At 41.6% G+C, this 24,019-nt stretch carries 24 protein-coding genes; 17 read left to right on the top strand and 7 right to left on the bottom strand.

Annotated features, from left to right (window positions below):
• Positions 1-13: 13 nt before the first annotated feature.
• The 4 genes from ACYQ0N_RS13990 to ACYQ0N_RS13975 all read left to right on the top strand — a co-directional run bounded on the left by ACYQ0N_RS13990 (position 14) and on the right by ACYQ0N_RS13975 (position 5,599).
• A complete protein-coding gene (locus ACYQ0N_RS13990; protein WP_460163034.1) occupies positions 14-1,270 on the top strand; it encodes a dockerin type I repeat-containing protein in 1,257 nt (418 codons plus the stop codon).
• 18 nt (positions 1,271-1,288) lie between these two features.
• Positions 1,289-2,194 (top strand): hypothetical protein, encoded by a 906-nt coding sequence (locus tag ACYQ0N_RS13985; RefSeq protein ID WP_177532768.1) that lies wholly within the window; start codon positions 1,289-1,291, stop codon positions 2,192-2,194.
• 19 nt (positions 2,195-2,213) lie between these two features.
• The gene (locus tag ACYQ0N_RS13980; RefSeq protein ID WP_177532767.1) at positions 2,214-3,062 is read left to right on the top strand and encodes a hypothetical protein; all 849 of its coding nucleotides are present in this window, start codon (positions 2,214-2,216) and stop codon (positions 3,060-3,062) included.
• A gap of 155 nt (positions 3,063-3,217) precedes the next feature.
• Positions 3,218-5,599 carry a hypothetical protein gene (locus tag ACYQ0N_RS13975; RefSeq protein WP_177532766.1) on the top strand — a complete coding sequence of 794 codons (2,382 nt, stop codon included), beginning with the start codon at positions 3,218-3,220 and terminating at the stop codon, positions 5,597-5,599.
• 161 nt (positions 5,600-5,760) lie between these two features.
• Here ACYQ0N_RS13975 and ACYQ0N_RS13965 read toward each other — a convergent pair whose 3' ends face one another.
• Complete coding sequence (locus ACYQ0N_RS13965; protein ID WP_177532765.1) at positions 5,761-7,179, bottom strand: lipopolysaccharide biosynthesis protein; 1,419 nt, start codon at positions 7,177-7,179, stop codon at positions 5,761-5,763.
• Between the two features lie 362 nt (positions 7,180-7,541).
• On the opposite strand from ACYQ0N_RS13965, the gene glmS reads away from it, so the two are divergent.
• From glmS to ACYQ0N_RS13915, 10 genes are all read left to right on the top strand, one after another.
• Positions 7,542-9,362 carry a glutamine--fructose-6-phosphate transaminase (isomerizing) gene (gene glmS / locus ACYQ0N_RS13960; RefSeq protein ID WP_460163033.1) on the top strand — a complete coding sequence of 607 codons (1,821 nt, stop codon included), beginning with the start codon at positions 7,542-7,544 and terminating at the stop codon, positions 9,360-9,362.
• A 61-nt stretch (positions 9,363-9,423) separates the two neighbouring features.
• On the top strand, positions 9,424-10,644 hold the full coding sequence (locus tag ACYQ0N_RS13955) for a leucine-rich repeat domain-containing protein (RefSeq protein WP_177532763.1): 1,221 nt from the start codon (positions 9,424-9,426) through the stop codon (positions 10,642-10,644).
• Positions 10,644-12,050 (top strand): leucine-rich repeat domain-containing protein, encoded by a 1,407-nt coding sequence (locus ACYQ0N_RS13950; RefSeq protein ID WP_460163032.1) that lies wholly within the window; start codon positions 10,644-10,646, stop codon positions 12,048-12,050. Before ACYQ0N_RS13955 ends, ACYQ0N_RS13950 begins: the two co-directional genes overlap by 1 nt.
• Before the next feature lie 148 nt (positions 12,051-12,198).
• Positions 12,199-12,984 carry a sugar phosphate isomerase/epimerase family protein gene (locus tag ACYQ0N_RS13945; protein ID WP_177532761.1) on the top strand — a complete coding sequence of 262 codons (786 nt, stop codon included), beginning with the start codon at positions 12,199-12,201 and terminating at the stop codon, positions 12,982-12,984.
• Between the two features lie 20 nt (positions 12,985-13,004).
• Positions 13,005-13,457: a transcriptional regulator NrdR gene (gene nrdR, locus ACYQ0N_RS13940; protein ID WP_177532760.1), complete on the top strand. Its 453-nt coding sequence runs from the start codon at positions 13,005-13,007 to the stop codon at positions 13,455-13,457.
• 115 nt (positions 13,458-13,572) lie between these two features.
• A complete protein-coding gene (locus tag ACYQ0N_RS13935; RefSeq protein ID WP_460163031.1) occupies positions 13,573-13,959 on the top strand; it encodes a magnetosome magnetite crystal formation protein family in 387 nt (128 codons plus the stop codon).
• A 114-nt stretch (positions 13,960-14,073) separates the two neighbouring features.
• Positions 14,074-14,916 (top strand): fumarate hydratase, encoded by an 843-nt coding sequence (locus tag ACYQ0N_RS13930; RefSeq protein ID WP_177532759.1) that lies wholly within the window; start codon positions 14,074-14,076, stop codon positions 14,914-14,916.
• A gap of 15 nt (positions 14,917-14,931) precedes the next feature.
• The gene (locus tag ACYQ0N_RS13925) at positions 14,932-15,702 is read left to right on the top strand and encodes a TIGR00282 family metallophosphoesterase (RefSeq protein WP_177532758.1); all 771 of its coding nucleotides are present in this window, start codon (positions 14,932-14,934) and stop codon (positions 15,700-15,702) included.
• A 134-nt stretch (positions 15,703-15,836) separates the two neighbouring features.
• Positions 15,837-16,097: a stage V sporulation protein S gene (locus ACYQ0N_RS13920; RefSeq protein ID WP_147642773.1), complete on the top strand. Its 261-nt coding sequence runs from the start codon at positions 15,837-15,839 to the stop codon at positions 16,095-16,097.
• 159 nt (positions 16,098-16,256) lie between these two features.
• Complete coding sequence (locus ACYQ0N_RS13915; protein WP_460163030.1) at positions 16,257-16,721, top strand: GyrI-like domain-containing protein; 465 nt, start codon at positions 16,257-16,259, stop codon at positions 16,719-16,721.
• 155 nt (positions 16,722-16,876) lie between these two features.
• Here ACYQ0N_RS13915 and ACYQ0N_RS13910 read toward each other — a convergent pair whose 3' ends face one another.
• The 3 genes from ACYQ0N_RS13910 to ACYQ0N_RS13900 form a co-directional block, all read right to left on the bottom strand.
• The gene (locus ACYQ0N_RS13910; protein ID WP_460163029.1) at positions 16,877-18,283 is read right to left on the bottom strand and encodes a glycine--tRNA ligase; all 1,407 of its coding nucleotides are present in this window, start codon (positions 18,281-18,283) and stop codon (positions 16,877-16,879) included.
• Positions 18,284-18,803: 520 nt separating this feature from the next.
• Positions 18,804-19,034, bottom strand: coding sequence for a helix-turn-helix domain-containing protein (locus ACYQ0N_RS13905; protein WP_177532756.1), 231 nt, complete (start codon positions 19,032-19,034; stop codon positions 18,804-18,806).
• Positions 19,035-19,176: 142 nt separating this feature from the next.
• Positions 19,177-19,407: a helix-turn-helix domain-containing protein gene (locus ACYQ0N_RS13900; RefSeq protein WP_177532755.1), complete on the bottom strand. Its 231-nt coding sequence runs from the start codon at positions 19,405-19,407 to the stop codon at positions 19,177-19,179.
• A gap of 140 nt (positions 19,408-19,547) precedes the next feature.
• On the opposite strand from ACYQ0N_RS13900, the gene ACYQ0N_RS13895 reads away from it, so the two are divergent.
• Positions 19,548-19,976 carry a hypothetical protein gene (locus ACYQ0N_RS13895; RefSeq protein WP_177532754.1) on the top strand — a complete coding sequence of 143 codons (429 nt, stop codon included), beginning with the start codon at positions 19,548-19,550 and terminating at the stop codon, positions 19,974-19,976.
• Between the two features lie 84 nt (positions 19,977-20,060).
• Here the strand turns inward: ACYQ0N_RS13895 and rpsT are convergent, their stop codons facing one another.
• A complete protein-coding gene (gene rpsT / locus ACYQ0N_RS13890) occupies positions 20,061-20,321 on the bottom strand; it encodes a 30S ribosomal protein S20 (protein ID WP_460163028.1) in 261 nt (86 codons plus the stop codon).
• Positions 20,322-20,627: 306 nt separating this feature from the next.
• Here rpsT and gpr point away from each other — a divergent pair, with 306 nt between their 5' ends.
• Complete coding sequence (gene gpr / locus ACYQ0N_RS13885; protein WP_460163027.1) at positions 20,628-21,476, top strand: GPR endopeptidase; 849 nt, start codon at positions 20,628-20,630, stop codon at positions 21,474-21,476.
• A 274-nt stretch (positions 21,477-21,750) separates the two neighbouring features.
• Entirely contained in the window at positions 21,751-22,140 is a 390-nt protein-coding gene (locus ACYQ0N_RS13880; protein ID WP_177532751.1) for a hypothetical protein, read from the top strand.
• 54 nt (positions 22,141-22,194) lie between these two features.
• Here the strand turns inward: ACYQ0N_RS13880 and ACYQ0N_RS13875 are convergent, their stop codons facing one another.
• Both ACYQ0N_RS13875 and ilvA read right to left on the bottom strand, forming a co-directional pair.
• A complete protein-coding gene (locus ACYQ0N_RS13875; RefSeq protein WP_460163026.1) occupies positions 22,195-22,569 on the bottom strand; it encodes a RidA family protein in 375 nt (124 codons plus the stop codon).
• A gap of 22 nt (positions 22,570-22,591) precedes the next feature.
• Positions 22,592-23,788 (bottom strand): threonine ammonia-lyase, encoded by a 1,197-nt coding sequence (ilvA, locus tag ACYQ0N_RS13870; RefSeq protein ID WP_177532749.1) that lies wholly within the window; start codon positions 23,786-23,788, stop codon positions 22,592-22,594.
• Positions 23,789-24,019 lie beyond the last annotated feature (231 nt).

Genomic DNA, 24,019 nt, shown 5'->3' with positions numbered 1-24,019 from the left:
CGAGGTGCTAAAAATGAAGAAATTAAAAAGAATAATCGCTTCCGCTTCTGCCGCAGCTATGGCGGCTTCCGCATTGCTTGCCGCTGTTCCGGCATCCGCAGCAAGCGTCGAAAAGGAAATTGCGTATACAGGTCCGTCTGACGGAGCTTTGGCTTTTGAAAACGACGGTTCATCGCTGCGTATGAACATTTTTAACGAATGGGGAATCGACATCAAGGATATCGAAAATAAAGGAGATTTTTCCGAAAAGATTTCTGTAACATTTACAGTTTCCGGTCTTGGAGAAAATTCTGCAAACATTGCCGAGGACGGAACTGAAACGCCTTACGAAGCGTTTCTTTCAGGATCTGTCGGAACAGATTCCTATTGGGGTTCGACCGCTGAAGGAAATACCGTTGACAATAAGTCTGTTGCAATCGAGGGCGACGGAACATATATGGCGGAATTTTTGTTAAGCAGTCCTGCCGATACGATCAGTTGCTTGATTCTTTCTACTAATATCAACGCTTATCAGTATGCGGATTCGGCTGAAATAGACGAGATGGGAGCAGCCGCTGCCGGAATTACATTTAACATTGATAAGGTTACAACAATGGCTGAAGAAACAGAGCCTGATCCGGACGTTCCGGTCGGCACTATCGGAACCGCAACAATAATCGGTAATATCGGCGCAACGGGCGTATGGGGCGCTGATGAAATTACAGAAGGTTCAAAAACAGCTAATATTGACGGAGACGCTCAGTACGAAGTCGTATGGAACGTAACGGACGGCGGTACTGACACGCTTGAATTCCTTGCCGTTCAGATTCCCGGTCTTTCGAGCGATAAATATGAGAATCTTGCCGTAAAGGTAGACGGAGTTTATATTGACGGCAAGGCTGTTGAAAACTATGAGACAAGCGCGGCCGCTATTGATCTTAATTATGTAGAGGGCACGGTTGCTACGAGAATTTATCTGATCGATCAGTGGGCGGGTACCGGCGTTGAGGATCTTGCCGCTGATACTGCGATTACACAGAGTCTTAAGGTTGTGTTCACAGTTTCCGGTACAGGCAAGGACGGTACTTCAAACGTCGCTAAGTATGAAAAGGGCGATATCACAAGAGACGGAGTAGTAGACCTTTACGACGCTATTGAAATAGCTAAATATATGATGAACATGATTGATATAGACGAGGAGCAGATGGAAGTCGGAGATATAAACAACGACGGCGTAGTTGATCTTTACGATGCAATCGAGGTTGCAAGGACTCTTCTGCCTAAAAAATAATATCGGGACGGTTTATTTATGAATTTTAAAAAAATATTGTCAGTCGTTTCTGCCTGCGCCGTAACAGCGGCTGCTGGAATGAATTTAATAACGGCAAGCGCTGCGGTGCGTGAAATTACATATACCGGGCCCAGCAGCGGAGCTTTCGCCAAAAATGATGACGGTTCTACACTGCGTTTTAATATTTATAACGAGTGGGTCAACCCCGTAATAAAGGACATGAATAACACAGGAGTCTTTGAAGAGGCGATTGATGTTACGTTTACTGTTTCGGGACTTACGGGTTCTGTAAATAAGAATGATGATGGATCTGATGGCGAGCCTTATGCAGCGGAATTGGTTGGAACTGTCGGAACAGATCAATTTTGGGGAGCAGGAAAAAATGGTAATACTGTAACGAATGATTCAGTACTTATAACAGGAAATGGACAATATACAGTGTCGTTTAACCTTTCTTCTCCTGCAGATACTGTTCTTTGTCTTATACTTTCTACAAATATAAATGCGTATAATTACGATGCGGGTGGTAATCCGGAAAAAACGGGTATAACATTTAATATTGATAAAATTGTGACACAGGATTCGTCGCAATCTGAAGAAACTACAGAACCGATTCCAGTTACCGAGGAAACGACCGAGCCGGCAACGGGCGGAGTAGAGCCTACTCCTACGGATCCGACAGACGCAGCTGAAACTGAGCCTACTACAAATGCTCCTGCCACTTCTGCCAATACGCAGGTGACGACCGTTGCCGCAAACGCTAACAATAACAGCAATAACGGCGGCAATACAAACGGGGGAAATCAGGTGTCAAACAGTACGTCCGGATCACCGACGACAAAGGGAGCCGGTATTGCGGCTGCTTTTGCAGGTCTTGCTCTTACGGCAGGTGCCGCTGTGCTGACAAAGGTTAAGAGAAAATAATTTATTTGAGGTGTTAAATATGAAATTCAAAAAGATTTTTGCGGCTGCGGCTGCATGTGCGGTAGCAACTCTTTCTGCAGCGTCGTACGCTGCGACTACTGTTAGCGCTGCAACTGTAGTTGGAAAAGCTATGCTTAGCGGTCAGATGGGAACTTACTCTCAGTGGAAGGAAGAAGATGCAATTGCCAACGGGTCAACTGTTGCAAATATTGACGGTAATGCGCAATATGAAGCAACGTGGAATATAACAGGCGATGGTACGGGTTCAATTGAGTTTCTTATTCTCCAAATCAGCGGTTCTGATTCGTCAAGCGAGGATTATAAGAATTTTACCGCAGATCAATATCCTGATTTAAAAATAACAGTTGATGAGGTTTATATTGACGGTGTTAAGGCTCCTTATACATCAAGCGCTGATTCAATCGATTATAAATATTATGAAGCAGATCTTGGAAAGGCAAGAATATATTTAACCAGTACATGGGAACAGCCTAAATTATGTCAGGATCTTTCACCACAGACAGAAGTAAAACAGCAGATCAAAGTTGTTTTTACAGTTTCCGGATTATATAATGATGGCACTTCTAATGTAACAAACAATTCCTCCGGCGGCAATAATACAACGCCTACACAGGCTCCGTCGGAAAATAATAATCAGCCGACGCAGGCAAATAACGGAAATAACCAGACTACGCAAGCTCAGAATAATAATACTTCTGGCGGTACGTCAGGCGGCGCTGTTCTGGGCAACTCAACTCAGACAACTTCTGCTTCTACAGGCGACGCAGGCGTTGCAGCAGCAGTTGCAGGTCTTGTTATAACAACTGGTATTGGTATAACTGCAGTTGCTCTAAGAAGAAAAAAATAATTAAGTAAAAAGCATTTAAGCTTCCCCTTGTTAAAAAAGGGGAAGCTTTTTTGGTATATTTCATTGTTTTCTTTCACGTTGTTGAATATATTTGACAAAAAAGTAGGAATATGCTATACTTAAAATGTTTATTTAAGTTAAAGTGGGGGATAGGAATGTACATTGCAGTTTATATTGTTGCCGTTGCGGTATTTATTTTTATGTCGGTCGTTTATATAAGCGACATGAAAAACAGGGATATAAGCTTGGCGGAGAACGCCGGTAAATTGAAAAAGCGTTTAAAAGCGGCGGCGTTTACGGCCTCGGCGGTTAATGCGGTATTGGGAATTGCAGACATTGCACGTATATTGAAATCAGATATGTTTGTTCATATCTTCTTATTTATAGGTATTGTGTCCGCTGTCGAGACTGTAATTTATCTGCTCTATATGAAGCTGGGGTTTAAAACCCTGCGGTTTTCAGCCAAGGTTATATTTATATCCTCTTTGCTGGAGCTTACCGTTTTTAATTATCCGTCGTTTTACCTATGGAATTCTGACTTTAAGGAACAGAATGTTGAAATTTCAAAGGCATATTACGGCAGTGAAAACAGCTTTTATGACGAACAGAATAATCTTATAGCGGCTAACGGAGCCGGTGAATTTAAAGTTTCAATTGAAAATTTCAACGGAAAAATAGGCTCCGTTTATGCTGATTTGGATTTTGGGAAAGACACTCAAAGGGTACTGTTTAAAATAGACGCCGGAGATGAGGCGCAGAAGGCCTTGCTCCGCACTGATTACATAAGCAGGTATATGGTAAACGGACGCATAAATTCACAGACTGTTCAGACGCTTTTTTCCGGAGATGTGAACGAAATCCATCTCAGATTCATACTTGAGAATCCCGGAGACAGCGTTAATTTGAAAGGAATTACTTTCAACAAGCCTATTCCGTTTACAGTTTCGGTTCTGAGGCTGACAGCGACCGTGCTTATTCCGATTTTGGCGTATATCTTTTATGCCGCGGCCGTTATGAAGCGAAAATATGAAAAAGGAAAACGCTTTTGCAATTGGGGGGCAGCTATAATAACAGCGGCGTTCTGCGCTATGGCGGTTGGAACCGTTGCATACAGGCTTGAGACTCCCCTTGCTGAAGAAATGAAGCAGACAAAGGGGAATCAGATAACTCAGGAGCTTGTCGACGCCTTTTCAAATGGTCAGGTAAATCTTCTTGCGGAGCCGTCTGCCGAGCTGCTGGGGATGGATAATCCGTATGATCGTACGGAAAGAGACGTAGTGGGGTGCGATTTTGAATGGGATCATTTACTCTATGACGGCGCGTATTTTTCATATTACGGCATAGCTCCGGTATTATTGCTTTTCTGGCCGTATCATTCTCTGACGGGGTATTATTTTCCGTCTACGATTGCGGTATTGCTCTTTGCGGTTATAGGAATGGTTGGTTTGTCCCTTGCATACATGACCTTTATAAGAAAATGGTTCGGCGGCCTTTCCACAGGTATGGCTTTAGCCGGTCTCATTATAATTCAGCTTGTAAGCGGTATATGGTTCTGTATCGGCAGACCGGATATTTACGAAATTGCAGAATCGGCGGGCTTTGCGTTCCTGACCTGGGGAGCGTGGCTTCTGTTTGACGGCAATATAATCGGACCCGGGAAAATATCATTGGTTAAAACGGCTCTATCATCGCTGATTTTAGCAGTTTCAGTTTTATGCAGACCGACTCTTGCGGTATATTGTATCTGCGCTGCCATATTTATGATTTATGCGATTCCACGGTCGGCAAGCGTTACGGGAGTTTCCGGTTCGAATATAAGAAGGAGCAGATATATCGTTTACATTCTGTGCGCCGCTGTTCCGATGCTTCTAATTGCCTTGATTCAGATGTGGTATAATTATGTAAGGTTTGGTTCGCCGTTTGACTTCGGTATACAGTATTCCCTGACTATAAATGATTTTACTAATGCGCAGTATCATTCAAAGCTTTCGCTGGTACCGGTTTTCAATTATCTTTTCGGTATTCCGTCCTTTGTTATGAGGTACCCTTTTGTATATACGGAATATCAGAGTCTTGACGTTGAAGGTTTTTTGTATGCCGATCTGATAACTAAAAATACATCGGGAATATTTTTCCTTGTTCTCCCTGCCTTTGCTTATTTCCTGTCAGGAAAGGCATTAAAAATGCTGCCGGACAAAAAAAGCAGAATATTATCAATACTGTATATAGGCCTGCCGTGCGTTATAATGCCGGTTATCATTATGGCGGCGGTATGGGAGAGCGGCTATTCTATAAGATACACGGTTGATTTTTCATGGGAAATGGCGATGGGCGCGTTTGCGGTTTTTTTCTGTATTTATCTTAATATGAAAAATCAGACTGTAAAAAAGCTTATGAAGAAATTTTTCATGTTTTCAATGGTATGGGCTATCGCGGTTTCAGGATTTCAGATAGCCGACCAGATGTTCAACAATTCCTTCAACAGCTTTCCGGAAATACAGTATTCTATTGAGCAGGCGTTTGCTTTTTGGAAATAAAGGTTTCTAAAAGTCAAATTATAAATTTAGACAAAATAAAATATTGAGAATGAGTTTGATATTGTATCGGACTCATTCTTTTTAATTTCAAGTAAAATCGTTCGTTGTTGCAGTAAAAACATGCACCCCAAAAGTCAGACGCTTTTGGGGTGCATTTTATTTTACCTTTTTAATATTTTTCTGACGGTAGCCATAAGCTCCGGGAAATTTACGGCGGTTATAAATATTGTTATACCGATTTGCAGGGGAATATAGAATCCCGGCTGATGTACGGCTATAATAGCCATTCCCAGCAGAATTGAAAGGTTCATAACTGTTTTTGTATGGTCCACCTTAAAATAAATGTATCTTCTTGCGTCTATAACGCGTATAATATAGCATGCTACATAGCTTATAAAGCTTGCCGCAACCGCCCCGTGGACGCCGAATTTTTTTATTAATATAATGTTCAGAACTACGTTTAGCACCATGGAAACCATGCTGGTCCAGAAGGAATTTTTCGTATGCTGCGAGGCGGTGTAAATACTGCTGAAAAACAGGTTAAAGCACATCATAAGAACAGCCAGAATCAGAACGGGAGTGTATAAATAGGCTTTTGCATATTCAGGATGGTTGTTGTAGTTCAGCAGTAGTTTTGAAACAGGCTGTACAAGGGTAATAAGAAAAGCGGAGGCTATATACATTATAGACTGGTAGGCTGAAAATACGGTGCCGAAAAACCTTCCCTCACCCTTGTTTCCGTGTTCCGTTATAGCCGACATATTCCACGCCTGGAAAAACACGGTTGACACCATGGAAATAAGGTTCGGCACCTTAGAGGCGGCGGTATAAAGTCCCACTGCGGTATCTCCGGTTTTTCCGGCGGGTCCGTCTATATATTTAATCAGCAGACGGTCTGAAAAGCCTGTTATGATCCACATTATAGCGGTCGGTATCAGCGGAAGTGAAAATCTTACCATCATACGCATTGTGTCTCTATCCGCCCAATAGGGCCTGAAAAACTTGCCCAGACCGGCAATATTCCAAAGGAAAATTCCTGAACAAAGATCTGAGAGTATCATAGCTATCATAAAGCCCTTTATGCCCATCTGGAAATGGGAAATAAATATAATATTAAATATAAAAAGCGTCAGCGTAGCGAGTATGCCGTCAAAGGCGAACAGCTTTACGAAGCCCCTCGAACGTATAAAATTCGAGCATGTAAGTCTGAAAACCGAGGTGCAGACATAAATCATCAGCCAAGGCGTATAGCCTTTAATAAAAGGTATAAGCGAAATAATCGGCGAAAACAGCAGCATTATGATAAGTCCTCCGATCTGAACCATGCATGCTGTTGAAAATATCTGACGCTTGTTGAATTCACGGTCAAGTCCGAATCTTATTATAGCCTCGGACATTGAAAAAGAAAAAACAGGTATCAGAAAGTTTGCGGCGGCTTCGATCAGTTCCTTGCTTCCAAGTATATCCGCGCCCATATAGGTAGTGTAAAGGCGGGTAAGAAAAAGCGTAAGGATTTTTGAGCCGAAAGTGCCTATAGCAAAAATAACAGTATTAAACGCAAGACTTTTATATTTATTCATGTTATAATCTCCGCTTTATTATGATGAGTTTAAGCATATACAATTATTATATCAGATTTTTCCTTAAAATGAAATAGATGGAGGTAAATTTGTTTGTTTATTACAACACTTTTTAATAACGGTAAAGCTTAGAATATTAGAAAACGTAATTAAAAATATAAACGAAGCAGGGGTTATCGGCTGTTTTTTAGCAGTTTTTCACACATTTACCATATATGAAAAGCAAAATATATTGCAATTTTCTTGACGCTGTGATATAATAAACTGTAAACAAGTTCGTTTTTTAAATGAACATTAAGCCGGAAAACTTATAAACAGGCGAAAGGAGTAGATTTGCTTTAACGGCAGATCAAACAATATATATGTGCGGAATAGTTGGATATGTAGGACCCAGGGAATGCACCGACGTTTTGATCGACGCGCTTTCCAAGCTTGAATACAGAGGCTATGATTCGGCTGGAATCGCCGTTTTTGACGGCGGAGAAATAAAGGTTGCAAAATCCAAGGGCAGACTAAAGGATCTTGTTGATAAGATGAATAATACCGAAAAGCCGGGCGGTCATGCGGGCATCGGTCATACAAGATGGGCTACCCACGGAGAGCCTTCGGACGTTAATTCTCATCCCCACAGCGGAAAAAGAGTTACAATAGTACATAATGGAATAATAGAAAATTATAAAGCCCTGAAGGATTTTCTGATTGCTTCGGGACGCGAGTTTCAGAGTGAAACGGACACCGAGGTAGTGGCTCAGCTTCTTGATTATTACTATGAGGGAAATCCCCTTGATACGATTATAAAAACCATGAATGAGCTTGAAGGCTCGTTTGCACTGGGAATTGTATTTTCTGATTTTAAGGATACGGTCTATGCGGTAAGACGTGAAAGCCCTCTGATAGTCGGAGTGGGCGAGGGCGAAAGCTTTATTGCGTCGGACGTTCCCGCAATTCTTAAATATACGAAGGATTATTATCTGCTTGAGCACGACGAGATAGCGGTACTTGATAACAGCGGCGTCAGCGTATATGACAAGCACAAGCAGAAAATAGCGAAGGAGCTTAAAACTGCCGACTGGGATATGGACGCGGCTGAAAAGGGCGGCTATGAGCATTTTATGCTCAAGGAAATTCACGAGCAGCCCTCTGCTGTCAAGACTACGATTACTCCCAGAATAACCGACGGACTGCCTAATCTTGAGGAATGCGGAATAACTCCGCAAAAGCTTAAAAACTTTAATCAGATTTACATTGTTGCCTGCGGTACGGCTATGCATGCGGGGATGGTTGGAAAATATGTTATCGAAAAGCTTGCAAGAGTTCCCGTTGTTGTCGATATTGCGTCAGAATTCAGATACCGCGATCCTTTGATTACTAATAAGGATCTTGTGATTATTATTTCCCAGTCCGGAGAAACGGCGGATAGTCTTGCGGCGATGAGACTGTCTAAAAAGCTGGGGGCTGAAACCCTTGCGATTGTAAATGCAAAGGGAAGCTCTATAGCAAGGGAAGCGGATATGCTAATATATACCCATGCGGGTCCGGAAATTGCCGTAGCCTCCACAAAGGCTTATATGGTGCAGATTGCAGTCATGTACCTTATAGCGTTTGAGCTTGCGCTTGCTGTCGGCGCGATAGACGAGAAGGAGTGCCGCCGGCTTACCCGCCTTCTTCAGGAAATGCCTGAATATATAGCTGAAATTCTTGATAATAAGGAGGATACGCAGTATATAGCTTCCTCGCTTATAACTGCCGACAGTCTTCTTTATATAGGCAGAGGCCTGGATTATGCGCTTAGCATGGAGGGCTCGCTTAAACTAAAGGAAATCTCCTATATTCATTCAGAATCATATGCGGCAGGAGAGCTAAAGCACGGAACCATATCTTTGATATCCGACGGAATGCCGGTTATTGCTGTAGCGACTCAAAAAGCGCTTTTGGAAAAAACTGTAAGCAATATAAAAGAAGTCAAGGCAAGAGGCGCAAAGGTAATAATGATATGCCGCAGCGGTTATGAACCGGACGCTGACGCGGCGGATTATAAGTTCGGTCTGCCGGATATAGACGATATACTTATGCCGATGGCGGCTGTGGTGCCGTTACAGCTTATCGCTTATTATACCTCTGTCCTGAAGGGCAATGATGTTGATAAGCCGAGAAATCTCGCGAAATCCGTAACGGTTGAATAATGAAGTAATGCTGCTGCGGGAAAAGATTTTTCCGCAGCGGAAAAAATGATGGAGAGCTTATATGAAATTAATAAAAAGAATAGCGGCGGTAATTATTTCCGGTGCGGCAGCATTAAGCTGTTATACATTTTCCTCCGCTGCTGAAGAGGATATTGACGGCGACGCGGATGTGATTGATACGGAGGACGAAGCTTCGGAGGATAGTGATTATATCACCAGCGGCGATTATAAATATTCCGTTAAGGTTTATGACGACGGAAGCGACGTTGCTTTTCTGGAGGAATATACAGGGGACGCCGAAAAGGTGGAGATTCCTGAGGAAATAGACGGCTATAAGGTAAAGGGGCTGGGTAATAAGACCTTTTATCTGAATGACAAAATAACTGAGATAACTATATCTGAAAATCTTGCGGATTTCGGTTATTATCCCTTCTACGGCTGCACTTCTCTTATGGAATTCAAGGTAAATGAAAATAACCCTATTTATACCTCCGACAGCGACGGCGCTCTTGTGGGGAAAGACGGTCTTGCGATAATGGCTTATCCTACGGGAAAAAATCCGGAGAAGTATACGCTTGCAGATGGCATAGTAGCGATAAACTCCAGCGCGTTTGCAATGTGCTCTGAGCTTAAGGAAATAAATTTTCCGGATAGTCTGGAGTATATCGGCAATTTTGTTTTTTCCGAGTGCACGTCTCTGGAATCCATAACGTTCCCCGATTCGGTTTCAGCTCTGGGTAAGTTTGTTTTTTCCGGCTGTACTTCTCTTAAAGACGTTACGCTTCCTGCGAATCTTCAGAAAATAGGCGATGCCGCGTTTTATAAATGCGAATCCCTTGAACTGATTGATTTTCCGATAACGCTGACTGAAATAGGACAGGCTGCTTTCGCGTCTACCGGAATGACTTCGATTAAAATCCCCCCGACCATAACGGCAATCGGATACAGTGCGTTCGGATTTTATACAAATGAAAACGACGAGATAATACTTGACGAGGATTTTGTGGTAATGGGCTACGAGGGAAGCTACGCTCAGACCTACTGTCAGGAAAACGAGGTTACGTTTTTAGCGCTTGACGAAGATGAAGCTGCCGGTTCTGATGAAAAAGCTGAAAATCAGACTTTTTCAAAAAGAGCTATAGTTCTGATTTGCATAGGCGGCGTTTTGGCGGTTGCTGCTGTAATTGCAGCAGTTATAATTATAAAGAAAAGAAAATCGTTAAAAGATAAAGAGGACGGGGAAGAGGAATCCGAAGAAAATAACTATACGGAGGATGAATAATGAAAATTGCCCCGAAAAAAAGTCTTTTTGCTCTGCTCTCGGTTGCCGCGGCAGCGTTAACCCTTTTACCCGCAGCTTATGCCGAGGATGCAAGCGATGAATCGTCTACAGTTTCTTCTGCCGCTCCTGAGCTTGTTGAGGGAGAAACGTTTACCGATGAAATACTTACCTATAATAAGGCTGAGGGCGGAGTATATATAACCGCGTGCAGCATAAACGCAACGTCTGTAAGCATAGGCGGAGAAATAGACGGATATAGAATATTGGGTATATACGACGGCGCTTTTGCTGAAAGGGACAAGCTTAGGTCGGTGGAAATTTCAGATGAGGTTTCTTATATAGGTACTTCCGCCTTTGCGTCCTGCGAATTGCTTGAGTCTGTCAAGCTTCCCTCCGGTATTACGGAGATACCGGCTCAGTGCTTTGCCGCTTGTTCCAGCTTAAAGGATTTGGAAATACCGGATACGGTAGAGTCGATAGGCGCTTATGCATTCAGCTACTGCGACAATCTCAGCGGTCTTGAAATTCCTGAATCAGTACGTTCGGTAGAAGATTACGCTTTTGCATATTCCAATCTGGGAGATTCGTTAAAGCTGTGGGAAGGTCTTGAAACTCTCGGTTCAATGTCGTTTTATTATTGCAGAGGAATCAAGAATGTGAGTATTCCTGCTTCTCTGACCTCGATAGGCTCCTTGTCGTTTTTGGGCTGCGAGGATTTGGAACGTTTTGAAGTATCTCCCGACAGTCTTTATTTTAAGGAAACTGACGGCATACTTTATTCAAAGGACGAAACTATTCTTGAAATATTTCCGATGGGAAAAAATCTTACTGATTTTACTATACCCGATTCGGTGCAATACATACCGTCAGGCGCATTTTTTGACAATCCATTTTTAGAAAATATAGTTATGCCGGACAGCGTCGAGGCGGTAGGAGAAGCCGCTTTTTCAAATTGCACCGCCCTAAAGAGTATAACTCTTTCAAGTAAGCTTACTGAACTGCCGGGAAGCATATTCTGTGACTGCTCGTCGCTTAAAAGCATAGAAATTCCTCAGAACGTAACCACGATCGGCGACTATGCTTTTTTGGAATGTACGTCTCTTAAAAGCGTAACTATACCTGACGGAGTTGAAGCTATAGGGGAATATGCTTTAGGATTTACCGACGATGACGACGGTGAATTTCACAGGCTTGACGGTTTTGAGATAAAGGCAAATTATGAAACCGCCGCAAGGAAATATGCGAAAAGCAACAGAATTTCCATTGAATATCTGGACGGAAACAAGGATCTGCCTTACATTATAACCTTGATCGTTGTCGGCGTAATCGCTGTGGCGGCAATTTCGGTTATTTCCGTTATTCTGATCAGAAATAAGAAAAAACGCGACGAATTTTACAAAATTTGAATTATTAGCTATAAATACTGTTCATTTTATTATATGAACAGTATTTTTATCTTTAAATATATTTTCGGTCTAAAAAATTTACTGCGGGGATTGAAATTATGTCCTTTTTTTGTTATAATATATAGTATGAATTGAGGTGATCTGAGCAATGAGGGCGGGAGTTTCAACTGCGTGCCTTTATCCTAAGCTGCTCGAGGAATCGGTTTATGACCTGGCGCTTAACGGCATTGCTCATACCGAAATTTTCGTGAATACCGGCAGTGAGCTTGAAAGGAATTATATAAACGGTCTTGCATCTACGCTGAAGCAGTTTGAAGTAACCTGCCGTTCGCTTCATCCGTTTACCTGCGCTATGGAGCCAATGATGTTTTTTTCAGGTTATAAACGACGGGTAGACGATATGCTGGAATTTTACAAAAAGTATTTTGAGGCGATGAATATACTCGGGGCTGAAATTTTTATTTTTCACGGAAACAAGAAAATACCGGATATATCCAAGGAGATTTACTATGAAAGCTTTAGTCGTTTAGCTGAAACAGGCAGGGAATTCGGCATAACAGTCGCGCAGGAAAATGTTGCGCGATGCGTCAGCGGTTCTCTGTCGTTTATGAAGGATATGGTAAGAAACTTGGGCGGCGACGCAAAATTTGTACTGGATACAAAGCAGTCTGTAAGAGCCGGCGAAAGTAACTTCGATATTCTTCGTACACTGGGAAGTCATATCGTTCATGTTCATATCAGCGATCACGGCGAACTGGGAGATTGCCTGCAAATTGGCAGGGGGAGATTTAATATAAGAAAGTTTTTATCTATGCTAAATGAAAATTCTCCCGACTGTTCGGTTATGCTTGAGCTTTATAGGAGTAATTTTGAGGGTATTTCAGATCTGGTTAACAATTATAATACTCTGGTGAGTATGATAGGAAAACTCTGAATAAAGGAAGGAAACAAGCTATGCAATGTCCTTACTGCGGAAACGAGGATACAAAGATCATAGATTCACGCTCGATGGAGCGTAAAAAACGCAGGCGGCGCGAGTGCGGAAAATGCGGGAGACGTTTTACTACCTTTGAAATAATAGAGCGTCCTATGCTTATGGTGATAAAAAAAGACGGAACGTTTGAACCCTTTGACCGCAATAAGCTTATGAGAGGAATTTTCAACGCTATAAAAAAGCGACCGGTTAATATTGAAAGGGTAAATAAGATAGCTGAGGACGTTGAGAATCATTTTGCTAACGCTATGATAAGCCAGACTACCTCCGAGGAGATTGGAAACATGACTCTGGAGCTTTTGAAGGATGTCGACGACGTAGCTTATATTCGGTTTGCTTCAGTCTATAAGGCCTTTACAAGCGTGGAGGGATTTATCACTGCGATCAGCGAGCTTGATAGAAAACATAAATAATACACAAAATTCTACGGTGAAAATTGTCTGTTATGTAGAATTGCTTATTTCTTATAGAAAAATACGCCGCGATATGATATGATAAAAACATCACTATGAAAGAGGTTGATATATAATGTCAAATAATTTTGATTCGGACGATCTGACCGGAATGTATGACACAAATGACATAAATCAGAATAAGGCGCTTTCTATCGTAGCTTACATACCGGTGCTGTTTCTGATTACGTGGCTTGCGGCCGGCCATTCGCCGTATGCCAAATTTAATGCGAATCAGGGACTGATTCTTACTATATTTGCTGCTGCTGCGGCAATCGTAAATAAGTTTATAGGCTTTGTAATAGGCTGGATACCATTTATAGGCGATGTTATTTCGTGGCTTGTCTGGATGGTTCTCAGCATAGCCGTCCTGGCGTTAATGATAATCGGTATTGTAAACGCCGCACAGGGCAAGGCTAAGAAGCTGCCGCTAATAGGCGATCTTATTAACGCTATTCACTGATTTATAAAGGGACGCTTCACAGACGGGGCGTCCCTGAAATATCTGATATAATAAAGGGCTGCGCCGCAGAACCGGCGCTTTAATTATTTTTACCGAAGGGAATGACTTAAAAGCATGCGGGAAATAAATGTCAAGGCTATAGAAAATACCGTAAGGGATCTGTGTATCAAGGCAAATATACATCTTCCGTCAAGTCTGGAAAAAAGAATTAAAGAGGCTGCTGAGGAAGAAATATCTCCGGCCGGAATTAATGTTTTTGACGATCTGAAAGCCAATCTCAGGGCGGCTGACGAGGAAAATATACCGATATGTCAGGATACCGGAATGGCGGTTATATTTGCAGAAATCGGACAGGACGTGCATTTTACAGGCGGGGAATTCGAGCAGGCGGTAAACGCGGGAGTTTCCAGAGGCTATACAGAGGGGTTTCTGCGCTGCTCTGTCGTAGGCGATCCGCTGGAGAGGGTAAATACGGGAGATAATACGCCGGCAGTTATACATACGAGAATAGTTTCGGGAGACAGGGTTAAAATAGATGTGTGTCCAAAGGGTTTCGGAAGCGAAAATATGTCGGCGCTTAAGATGTTTACGCCGTCTGCCGCGACGGATGATATAGTGAATTTTGTTACCGAAACCGTGTCCGGAGCCGGAAGCAATCCATGTCCCCCTATGGTTGTAGGCGTAGGTATCGGCGGAAATTTTGAATACTGCGCTTATCTCGCTAAAAAGGCCTTATGCCGGGACGTTTCTGTCAGAAATTCAAAAAAGCTTTACGCGGATTTGGAAAAGGCTATGCTTGAAAATATAAACCGCTTGGGTATAGGTCCTCAAGGCTTCGGAGGATTAATCACTGCTCTTTGCGTTAATATTGAGGAAGCGCCGACTCATATTGCAGGGCTTCCTGTAGCGGTAAATATAGGCTGTCATGTAACTCGTCACGCGGGAGCTGTTATTTAATATTGAAAGGCTATTATGAAAAATTTATTATTTATAGGCGATGTTGTCGGAAAAAGCGGCTGCGATTTTCTGGCGTCACGAATATACAGTATGAAAAAAAAATACTCAGTGGATATAACCGTAATTAACGGAGAAAACTCTGCGCAGGGGAACGGAATAACCGCTTATTCAGCGGGACTTATAAAAAACAACTGCGGAGCCGACGTTATAACAACCGGCAATCACTGTTATAAACGACGTGATTCCTTGGCTATATACGATGAGGAGTATATAATAAGACCTGCCAATTATCCGGAGGGCTGTGCAGGAAGAGGACTGTGCATTATAGATATGGGCTCTTATAAGGCGGCTGTGGTAAATCTTATGGGTACCGTTTATATGGAGCCGCTTGATAATCCTTTTACTGTGGCAGAAAATATTTTAAAGGATATAGGAACGCCCAATATTTTTGTGGATTTTCATGCCGAAGCAACTGCTGAAAAAAAAGCGATGGGCTATTTTCTTTCCGGAAAGGCGACCGCCGTTATGGGGACGCATACTCATGTCCAGACGTCTGATGAAGCTATAATTGACGGACATACGGGCTATATAACCGACGCCGGCATGACAGGCCCTGAAATATCGGTGCTTGGCGTAGATGTAAAACCGGCTGTGGATAAGCTGCGGTTTAAGTTTCCTGTCAGGTTCAAAGAGGCTGAAACTCCCTGTTTTATTAACGGAGTTGTAGTAACGTTTGATGAAAAAGTGGGCAAATGTACTAAAATTACAAGAATAATTGAGAGATAATTCACAATTTTTAAAGCTGGCTATTGAAAAACAAATCCGAATGTTGTATAATGAATGTGTATTAAAACCAGCTTAATATATGGTTATTATTATCAGTATTAAACAGATCAGCTATTTTCATGGAGGTCAAAACAATGGAAATTTTAAAGGTTTCATCACACTCCTCTCCCAATTCAGTTGCAGGAGCGATCGCAGGAGTAATTCGTGAACAAAGAGCAGTTGAGGTTCAGGCAGTGGGCGCGGGCGCTGCAAATCAGGCAATTAAGTCTATAGCTATTGCAAGGGGTTACTTAGCTCCTATCGGAGTAGACTTAATCTGTATTCCTGCGTTTGCTAATATTCAGATAGACGGCGAGGAAAGAACGGCTATTAAGCTTATTTGTGAGCAAAGATAAATAAAACGGCGGTTTAGCGGGCGGTCGATAAAGAAGTATAATAAAGGCGCTTTTGATATTCATGTCAGAAGTGCCTTTGCGTTTGTTACGCTATTGATTTTTCAGCAGATTTCCGCTATAATAAGCTAAGCGATAAATCAGAACTTGGAGAGTAATACTATGCATATTGAAATAATTAATAAAGACAGCTTTTGCGTAATAGGAAAAGAAGGCTCTACTGATATGGGAACAGGTTTCATTCAGAAATTGTGGAATGAAGCAAATACACATTTCAATGAAATCTCCAATTTGGTAAAAAGAGATGATGAAGAAAAACCTTTGGCTTGTTGGGGTGCTATGAGCGATTTTTCTATGAGTTTTATGCCGTGGGAAAACAACTTCACTCGTGGTAAATACCTTGCAGGTGCTGAATGTTTGGATGAGGCTCTGGCTCCTGAAGGATGGGTTAAATGGACAGTACCTGGGTTTAAATATATAAAAATTCGTTGCGATGATTTGGATACATTTCCTAATGGTTTAAAATATTTAGAAGAACACGGATATAAACTTGTTGGTGCAGTACACGATTTCACAGATATAAAAACAGGTCAGAATTATATGTGTTTTCCAATTGAAAAATTATAAATCAAATTTCAGTTTATCAAACAGTGTTACATAAAAAATCCCAAAAAGATTTTTCTTTTTGGGATTTACTTCTATATGACCATCCGTCTTTAACCGCCGTTTTTTTGTTTTATGGAAGTAAAAAAGGACGGCTTAACCGTCCTTTTTAATTAACATCAGAATTCTGTTTTTTTGTTTAAATAGTTTTCAAGCTCTTCTATCCTGATTCTTTCCTGTTCCATCGTATCTCTGTCGCGTACTGTTACACAGCCGTCGTTTTCAAGTGTGTCGAAGTCGTAGGTAATGCAGAAGGGCGTTCCTATTTCGTCCTGACGGCGGTATCTCTTTCCTATTGTACCCGTTTCATCGAAGGTAACCATAAACTTCTTTGAAAGCATTTCAAATACCTCTTCAGCCTTTGGAGTGAGCTTTTTAACTAACGGAAGGACTGCTGCCTTGTAAGGCGCAAGAGCCGGGTGAAGTCGCATAACTGTTCTGACTTCCTTCTTTTCGTTGCCGTTTTTGTCCGTTGAGATAAGCTCCTCCTCGTCGTAGGCTTCTGTAACAATAGAAAGGAACAATCTTTCAACACCGAGGGAAGGCTCGATAACGTAAGGTATGTATTTTTCATTAGTTTCAGGATCAAAGTATTCAAGCGATTTTCCGCTTGTTTTGATATGCTGGGTAAGGTCGTAGTCCGTTCTGTCGGCAACGCCCCAAAGTTCTCCCCAGCCGAACGGGAAAAGATATTCGAAGTCAGTCGTTGCCTTTGAATAGAAACAAAGCTCCTCGGGAGAATGATCTCTAAGGCGGAGGTTTTCTTCTTTCAGTCCAAGGCTGATTAGGAAGTTTCGGCAGAAGCTTCTCCAATATTCAAACCATTCAAGGTCTGTACCGGGCTTACAGAAAAATTCAAGCTCCATCTGTTCAAATTCACGGACGCGGAAAATAAAGTTTCCCGGAGTAATCTCATTACGGAAGGATTTGCCTACCTGAGCAACGCCGAAGGGGATTTTTTTTCTGGTAGTACGCTGGATATTTGAAAAGTTTACGAATATACCCTGAGCGGTTTCAGGACGGAGATAAAGCTCGGATTTTGTATCCTCTGTAACTCCCTGAAACGTCTTGAACATAAGATTAAACTGTCTTATATCAGTAAAATTGGATTTTCCGCAGTTAGGACAGCAGATTTCGTGATCTCTGATATAGTCGGTCATCTGTTCGTTTGACCAGCCGACGACGTTTGTACCGTCGAAATCCTCAATAAGATTGTCAGCTCTGTGGCGGGTTTTGCATTCCTTACAGTCCATCAAAGGATCTGAGAAGCCGCCTATATGACCCGACGCAACCCATGTCTGAGGATTCATCAGAATAGCGCTGTCGAGTCCAACGTTATATTTATTTTCCTGAACGAATTTTTTAAGCCAAGCTTTTTTGATATTATTTTTCAGCTCAACGCCAAGCGGACCGTAATCCCAGGTATTAGCAAGACCGCCGTAAATTTCAGAGCCGGGGTAAACAAATCCCTTGGATTTGCATAGGTCGACGATTTTGTCCATTGATTTCTCTTTATTAGATAACATTTAAGCGCATCCTTTCACAGTTTAAAATCATTCTATTTTATTTTACTCTAAACTGTAAAAAAAGTCAATACGGGTAAGCATTTTAGCTTTTTTAAAAAGCAAAATAAAAGTTTGGTCAAGCTTTTCAAAGCTTGCGGATTCCAAAGGCGGAGCCTTGGACGCCCTCCGCAGAGGGCGGAAAGCCTTGCCTTAGAGGAGCTCCGCAAAGGGTGAATTTTCAAATAGTCCTTACGGACTGTTTGAAAAGAGGGAACGCCCTGCGATAGAGGGCGTTCCTTTATTTAGCTTTTTAAAAAGCTAAGTAATTGCTTTTACGAAAAGCATAGTAAAAGTTATTTTTCATTTCTTTGCTCGCACAAAGAAACGAAACAAAGAAATGCGCCGGCTCAAACGCCGCCGGACCGCTTATGCCGCATAAAGCGGCAAATTTTATACATTAAATTATAAAGCTAACTAAATTGACTCCCATTAAAAGCTTACATATCTCGGATGGGAAATGCTCCTATGTTTTATAAGAATATTAATCATTTTTCAACAAAAGATAAGGTGGAATTTTCAAAACATCTGCAATATCAAAAAGAGTATCTAACGATATTGTTCTGTTTATATTAGGAGCTTCAACTGCCCCAACAAATGATAGACTTTTATCAATTTTTTCCGCAAATTGTAATTGTGTTAAGCCGTTTATTTTTCTATAATAGCTTATTTTTAAACCTAATTTCTTATATTTATCTAAATGCTCCTGTTTCATATCCTCGCCCACTTTCTGTATTTAATTTTACCAAAATATCTTGACAATTTAAATTGTGGGTGGTACAATAATTATTGTATAAAAAGCAATAATTTATGCATTGAGAAAAAATAAAACACTAACGTAATATTTAACGTTAGTGTTATTCAGTATCTAATAATTTTGATGCCGGTATTTCTAAAACATCAGAAATATCAAAAAGGGTATCTAATGATATTGTTCTATCAATATTCGGCGCTTCGACAGCGCCTATAAAAGAAAGACTTTTACCAAGTTCTTCGGCTAATTGCTCTTGTGTCATTCCCTTTACTTTTCTATAATAACTTATTTTTAAGCCTAATCTTTTATATTTATCTAAATGTTGTAATTTCATACTACACTTCACTTCCTATTATTATTTTAACATAGAAAAGAAGAAAAGTGTATTAGATGTAAATCAATATATATTGTATTATAGTGTATAAATTATGCTTTTAAAACAAATTTTAAGAAATATTGGAGTGTAATTTTAAAATGGGCATAAAATTAATAAACGGAATCGTTATCGGTAAAACCGGAAATTATCTTAAAATTATAAGGGAAGATAGAAAAGAGGATGGGTATGATCTTTTAATATATGAGGGAGCAGCTAAGGATTTGAGAATAGGAAGCAGATTTTCACTTTATGTTACTTCTAAATCAGTAAAAACAAGAAACGGTAAAAAAATTATGACCTATATAAACCCAACCCTTATCCAAAACGGACAAGCTACATATAATATTGAATTTAGGCTGCCAGAAATTGAAGCTGTTTACTGGGCTATTATAACTTCGCTTGAAAGCCATAACTACCGCAAGGAAAATATGAAGGGTTATGAATATGACTTTGATGGAGAAATTGAAAAAAAGTGTAATATTCTAAAAATTGTTGCCGATAGAATTGCGGATTCTGCATTACGTTAATTAATTTACATAAAGTTTAAATAAAACAAAAACAGCATATCCTATTGATATGCTGTCATGTATTTAATCTGATTACTTAAATTATCAGCCGGCCGCGTTAAGCTTCTTAGCAAGCTGAGATTTTTTTCTTGCCGCACAGTTTTTGTGCATAAGTCCCTTAGCTGCTGCCTGATCAACCTTCTTTATTGCAACTCTGATTGCGTCTGCCTTGTCAGCTGAATTTGCTGTACAAGCTGCGTCTGCATTCTTGAGAATAGTTTTAAGATTTGATTTTCTTGACTTGTTTGCTGCCGCTTTAGTCTTATTAACCTTTACTCTCTTCATTGCGGATTTAATATTTGGCATATTCTCTGCACCTCCTTAAATTTGAAATATCCTGAATTATTATTTACAAATTTTATCGTAATAATTCAAAAAATTCAGCATAATATAAAAGCAGCGCATGCTATTAAAAGCAGGACACGACCGCCGCTTTTCAGATCCGGACGTAATGATCATCCGGACGGCGCAGTCAAGCTGCACCAACGCTAATAATTATTTTACCATTTTAAGCGTTAAAATGCAATAGGTAAAATACAAATAAAACAACAAAATTAAAGCGTTGATTTAAAGCATAATGCACAAGTTTATAGATACGGGAGCCGAATTTACATGAATATTAGAACAGACCTTGCTCTTGAAAGCGTCAACGCCACTAAGGTCAGAGACGGTATAACGAAAATTTCAAGGGGAAAAGCCTTTAAGGTAACGGAAATTAAAATTGCCGAGGACCGGCACGGAGTTCCCATAGGAAAGAAAAAGGGACGCTATATAACGCTTGAGGGCGCGCCTTTGGGACGTTTCTCCGAAAGCTTCAAGGATATGGCCTGCGAGCTTTCTGAGGAGCTTTCACAGCTTGTCCCAAAGGGACCTGCGTTAGTTATAGGGCTGGGAAACAACGATATAACGCCGGACGCGTTAGGACCTCAGGCGGCTTCAAGGGTGCTTGCCACAAGGCATCTGCGGGAGGAATTAGGCTCGGAGGACGAGTTTTTGTCAGGGCTCAGGCAGGTAAGCGTTATGGCAAGCGGTGTACTTGGACAGACTGGAATTGAAACCGCTGAAATAATCGAGGGCCTGCTGGAAAAGCTAAAGCCCTCCTGCGTTATAGCGGTGGATGCTCTCGCCTGCTCGGATATCAGCCGTCTGGGAACGACTATACAGCTTTCCGATTCTGGCATATCTCCCGGCAGCGGCGTCGCCAACAAGCGTAAGGAGCTTTCTGAAGCCACGCTTGGAATACCCGTCATAGCCGCGGGAGTTCCGACGGTTGTGGATATGTACACGATTGTTGAGGGAATGACGGGCAGGAGAGCGGTTACGGAGGTTCCTAACATGATGGTTACTCCCAGAGATGTGGACAGGCTCATAGAGCGTTCTTCGGCGCTTATTTCAATGGGAATAAATCTTGCTCTTCATCCCGAGCTAAGCTTTGAGGATGTTGAAACAATTATGTTTTAAACAGCTCTTTCAACACTATGTTGAAAGACGTGTTGAATCAAATTTGGAATATGCCTTCAAAAGTCGCGTTTTTCCCATGAATATGTGTGTTAAGCGACTGTTAAATTGTTGAAAAACTTTCAAGAGCGAAACTATGTGATTTTTTGCTGAAATTTTATTGAAAATTACCATTGACAAAACAAATCCCCTTTAAATACGGATAAATTGCAATATACCGGAAAAAATAAAAATGTATTGCAGTAAATGCAATAGAAAAACGAAAGGATTGAAGATAATGAAAAAAACGCTTCCTATTATATTTTCACTTGCTCTTATAAGCTGTTCGTTTACAGCCTGCGGAGATAAGGATAAGAACTCAGGCGCTAATGGCACAACAGAAGCTCCTACTATGGCGGTTGATGAAACCTCCGGTCTTAATTCAGCGACCGACGCTTCTATGGACGCTGCCGGAGAAAACGGTGCGCAAGGCAATAACGGAAACACCGGTAATACCGATAACAATAATGGTAATGACAGAAATAACGGGAACGGCGGCATAGGCAATAATCTTGTTACAGATGCGGAAGGACTTGTGGACGACCTTGTATCAACAGGCGAAGACATAGTTGACGACGCCGGATCTGTAATCGAGGGCGCCGGCGACGCGATTATGGGTACAGACTAATATATGATAAAATAAAGGACGTCCTGTTTTAAGGAACGTCCTTTTGTTTTTATATTAGATTTCCGCAATAACTTCAACTTCAACCAGAACGTTCTTAGGAAGCTCTCTGACTGAAACACAGCTTCTTGCCGGTTTAGAAGTGAAATATTCTCCGTAAATTTTATTGAACGCGGCAAAATCGGACATATTTCTTAAAAAGCAGGTTGTTTTAACCGCCTTGTCAAACGACGAGCCCGCTTCCTTTAATACGGTTCCGAGATTTTTCATAACCTGAATAGTCTGGCCTTCGATATCCTGCGTTTCAATAGCGTTTGTCGCCGGATTAACGGCAATCTGTCCTGACGTAAAAACAAGTCCTCCCGTTATAACTGCCTGCGAATAAGGACCTAATGCTTCCGGTGCGTCCGGAGTATAGATGATCTTAGACATTTTATTTCCTCCTGAATATTTTTTATTCGACTATTTTAAATCCTGCGTCTGCCAAGGCTTTTCTGATTGACATTTTATGCTCAAAATTCCTTGTTTCCAGTACGATTCTCAGGTAGCAGCCGTTTATATCCGAGCCTTCGCTGGCTCTTTCGTGATGAATAGCCACAACGTTTCCGCCAAGCTCGGCAATTATACGTGAAACGTCCCTTAGCTGTCCGGGCTTATCCATCAGCTCGATATTTATGGAATCTGAACGGCCTGATTTAAGAAGGCCTCTTTTGATAACCCTTGAAAGAATAGTTACGTCTATGTTGCCTCCGGATACTAAGCAGACCGTTTTCTTTCCTTTTATAGGAACTTTGTTGAACATTGCGGCGGCTACAGAAACTGCTCCGGCGCCTTCGGCTATTAGCTTATGCTGTTCGATAAGCGCGAGAATTGCCGACGAAATTTCGTCGTCGGTTACAGTTACGATTTCATCTACATATTTCTGACAGCAATCAAACGTATTTACGCCCGGCTCTTTAACCTTGATACCGTCAGCTATAGTTGAAACGGAATCAAGGCATTCTATCTTTCCGCTTTCCATAGACACGAGCATACTTGGCGCGCCGCTTGCCTGAACGCCGTAAATCTTGATTTCGGGCTTTAGCATTTTAGCGGCAAAGGCAACGCCGGAAATAAGTCCGCCGCCGCCGATGGGGACGATTATTGCGTCAATATCGGGAAGCTGGTCAAGCAGCTCAAGTCCGATAGTTCCCTGCCCTGCAATAACGTTTTCATCGTCGAACGGATGAATAAACGTGTAGCCCTTTTCATCTCTTAGCTGTATCGCTTTATTATAGGCGTCGTCATAGACTCCGTTTACTAAACAAACATCGGCTCCGTAGCTCTTTGTTGCCTCAACCTTGGAGATAGGCGCGCCGTCCGGCAGACATATCAATGATTTGATACCGTTTTTCGAGGCGGCAAGGGCAACGCCCTGAGCGTGATTTCCGGCGGAGCATGCTATAACGCCTTTTGCCTTTTCATCGTCGCTTAGCTGGGAAATTTTATAGTATGCGCCCCTTACTTTAAAAGAGCCCGTTATCTGAAGGTTTTCGGTTTTCAGGTAGATATCGCTCTCGGGATTTATTTTCGGGGCGTGAATTAAATCTGTTTTTCTGATTACGTTTTTCAGCACATAGCCTGCATGATAGATTTTATCAAGAGTAAGCATTTTTTATACACTCATTTCAGTTAAATTTTGCTTTAAGGACGGAATTCGATCCGCTTAAACCACCTTAAAGCGGTAATTTTTATCGTATCTGACAATACGGTTCCTTTTTAACGGGGGAAAGCCGGAGCGACTTAATACCCTTTAAGGGATTCGGCCGTCTGCTCTGGGAGGATAATATTCCGGATCCGTAAACGCCGTTTTCTCAGCAGACTCGGCTCTCTGTAAATTCGT

The sequence above is a fragment of the Ruminococcus sporogenes genome, assembly GCF_054655175.1.
Note: the sequence above shows the minus strand (reverse complement) of the source record. Positions and strands in the feature narration are given on the sequence as shown.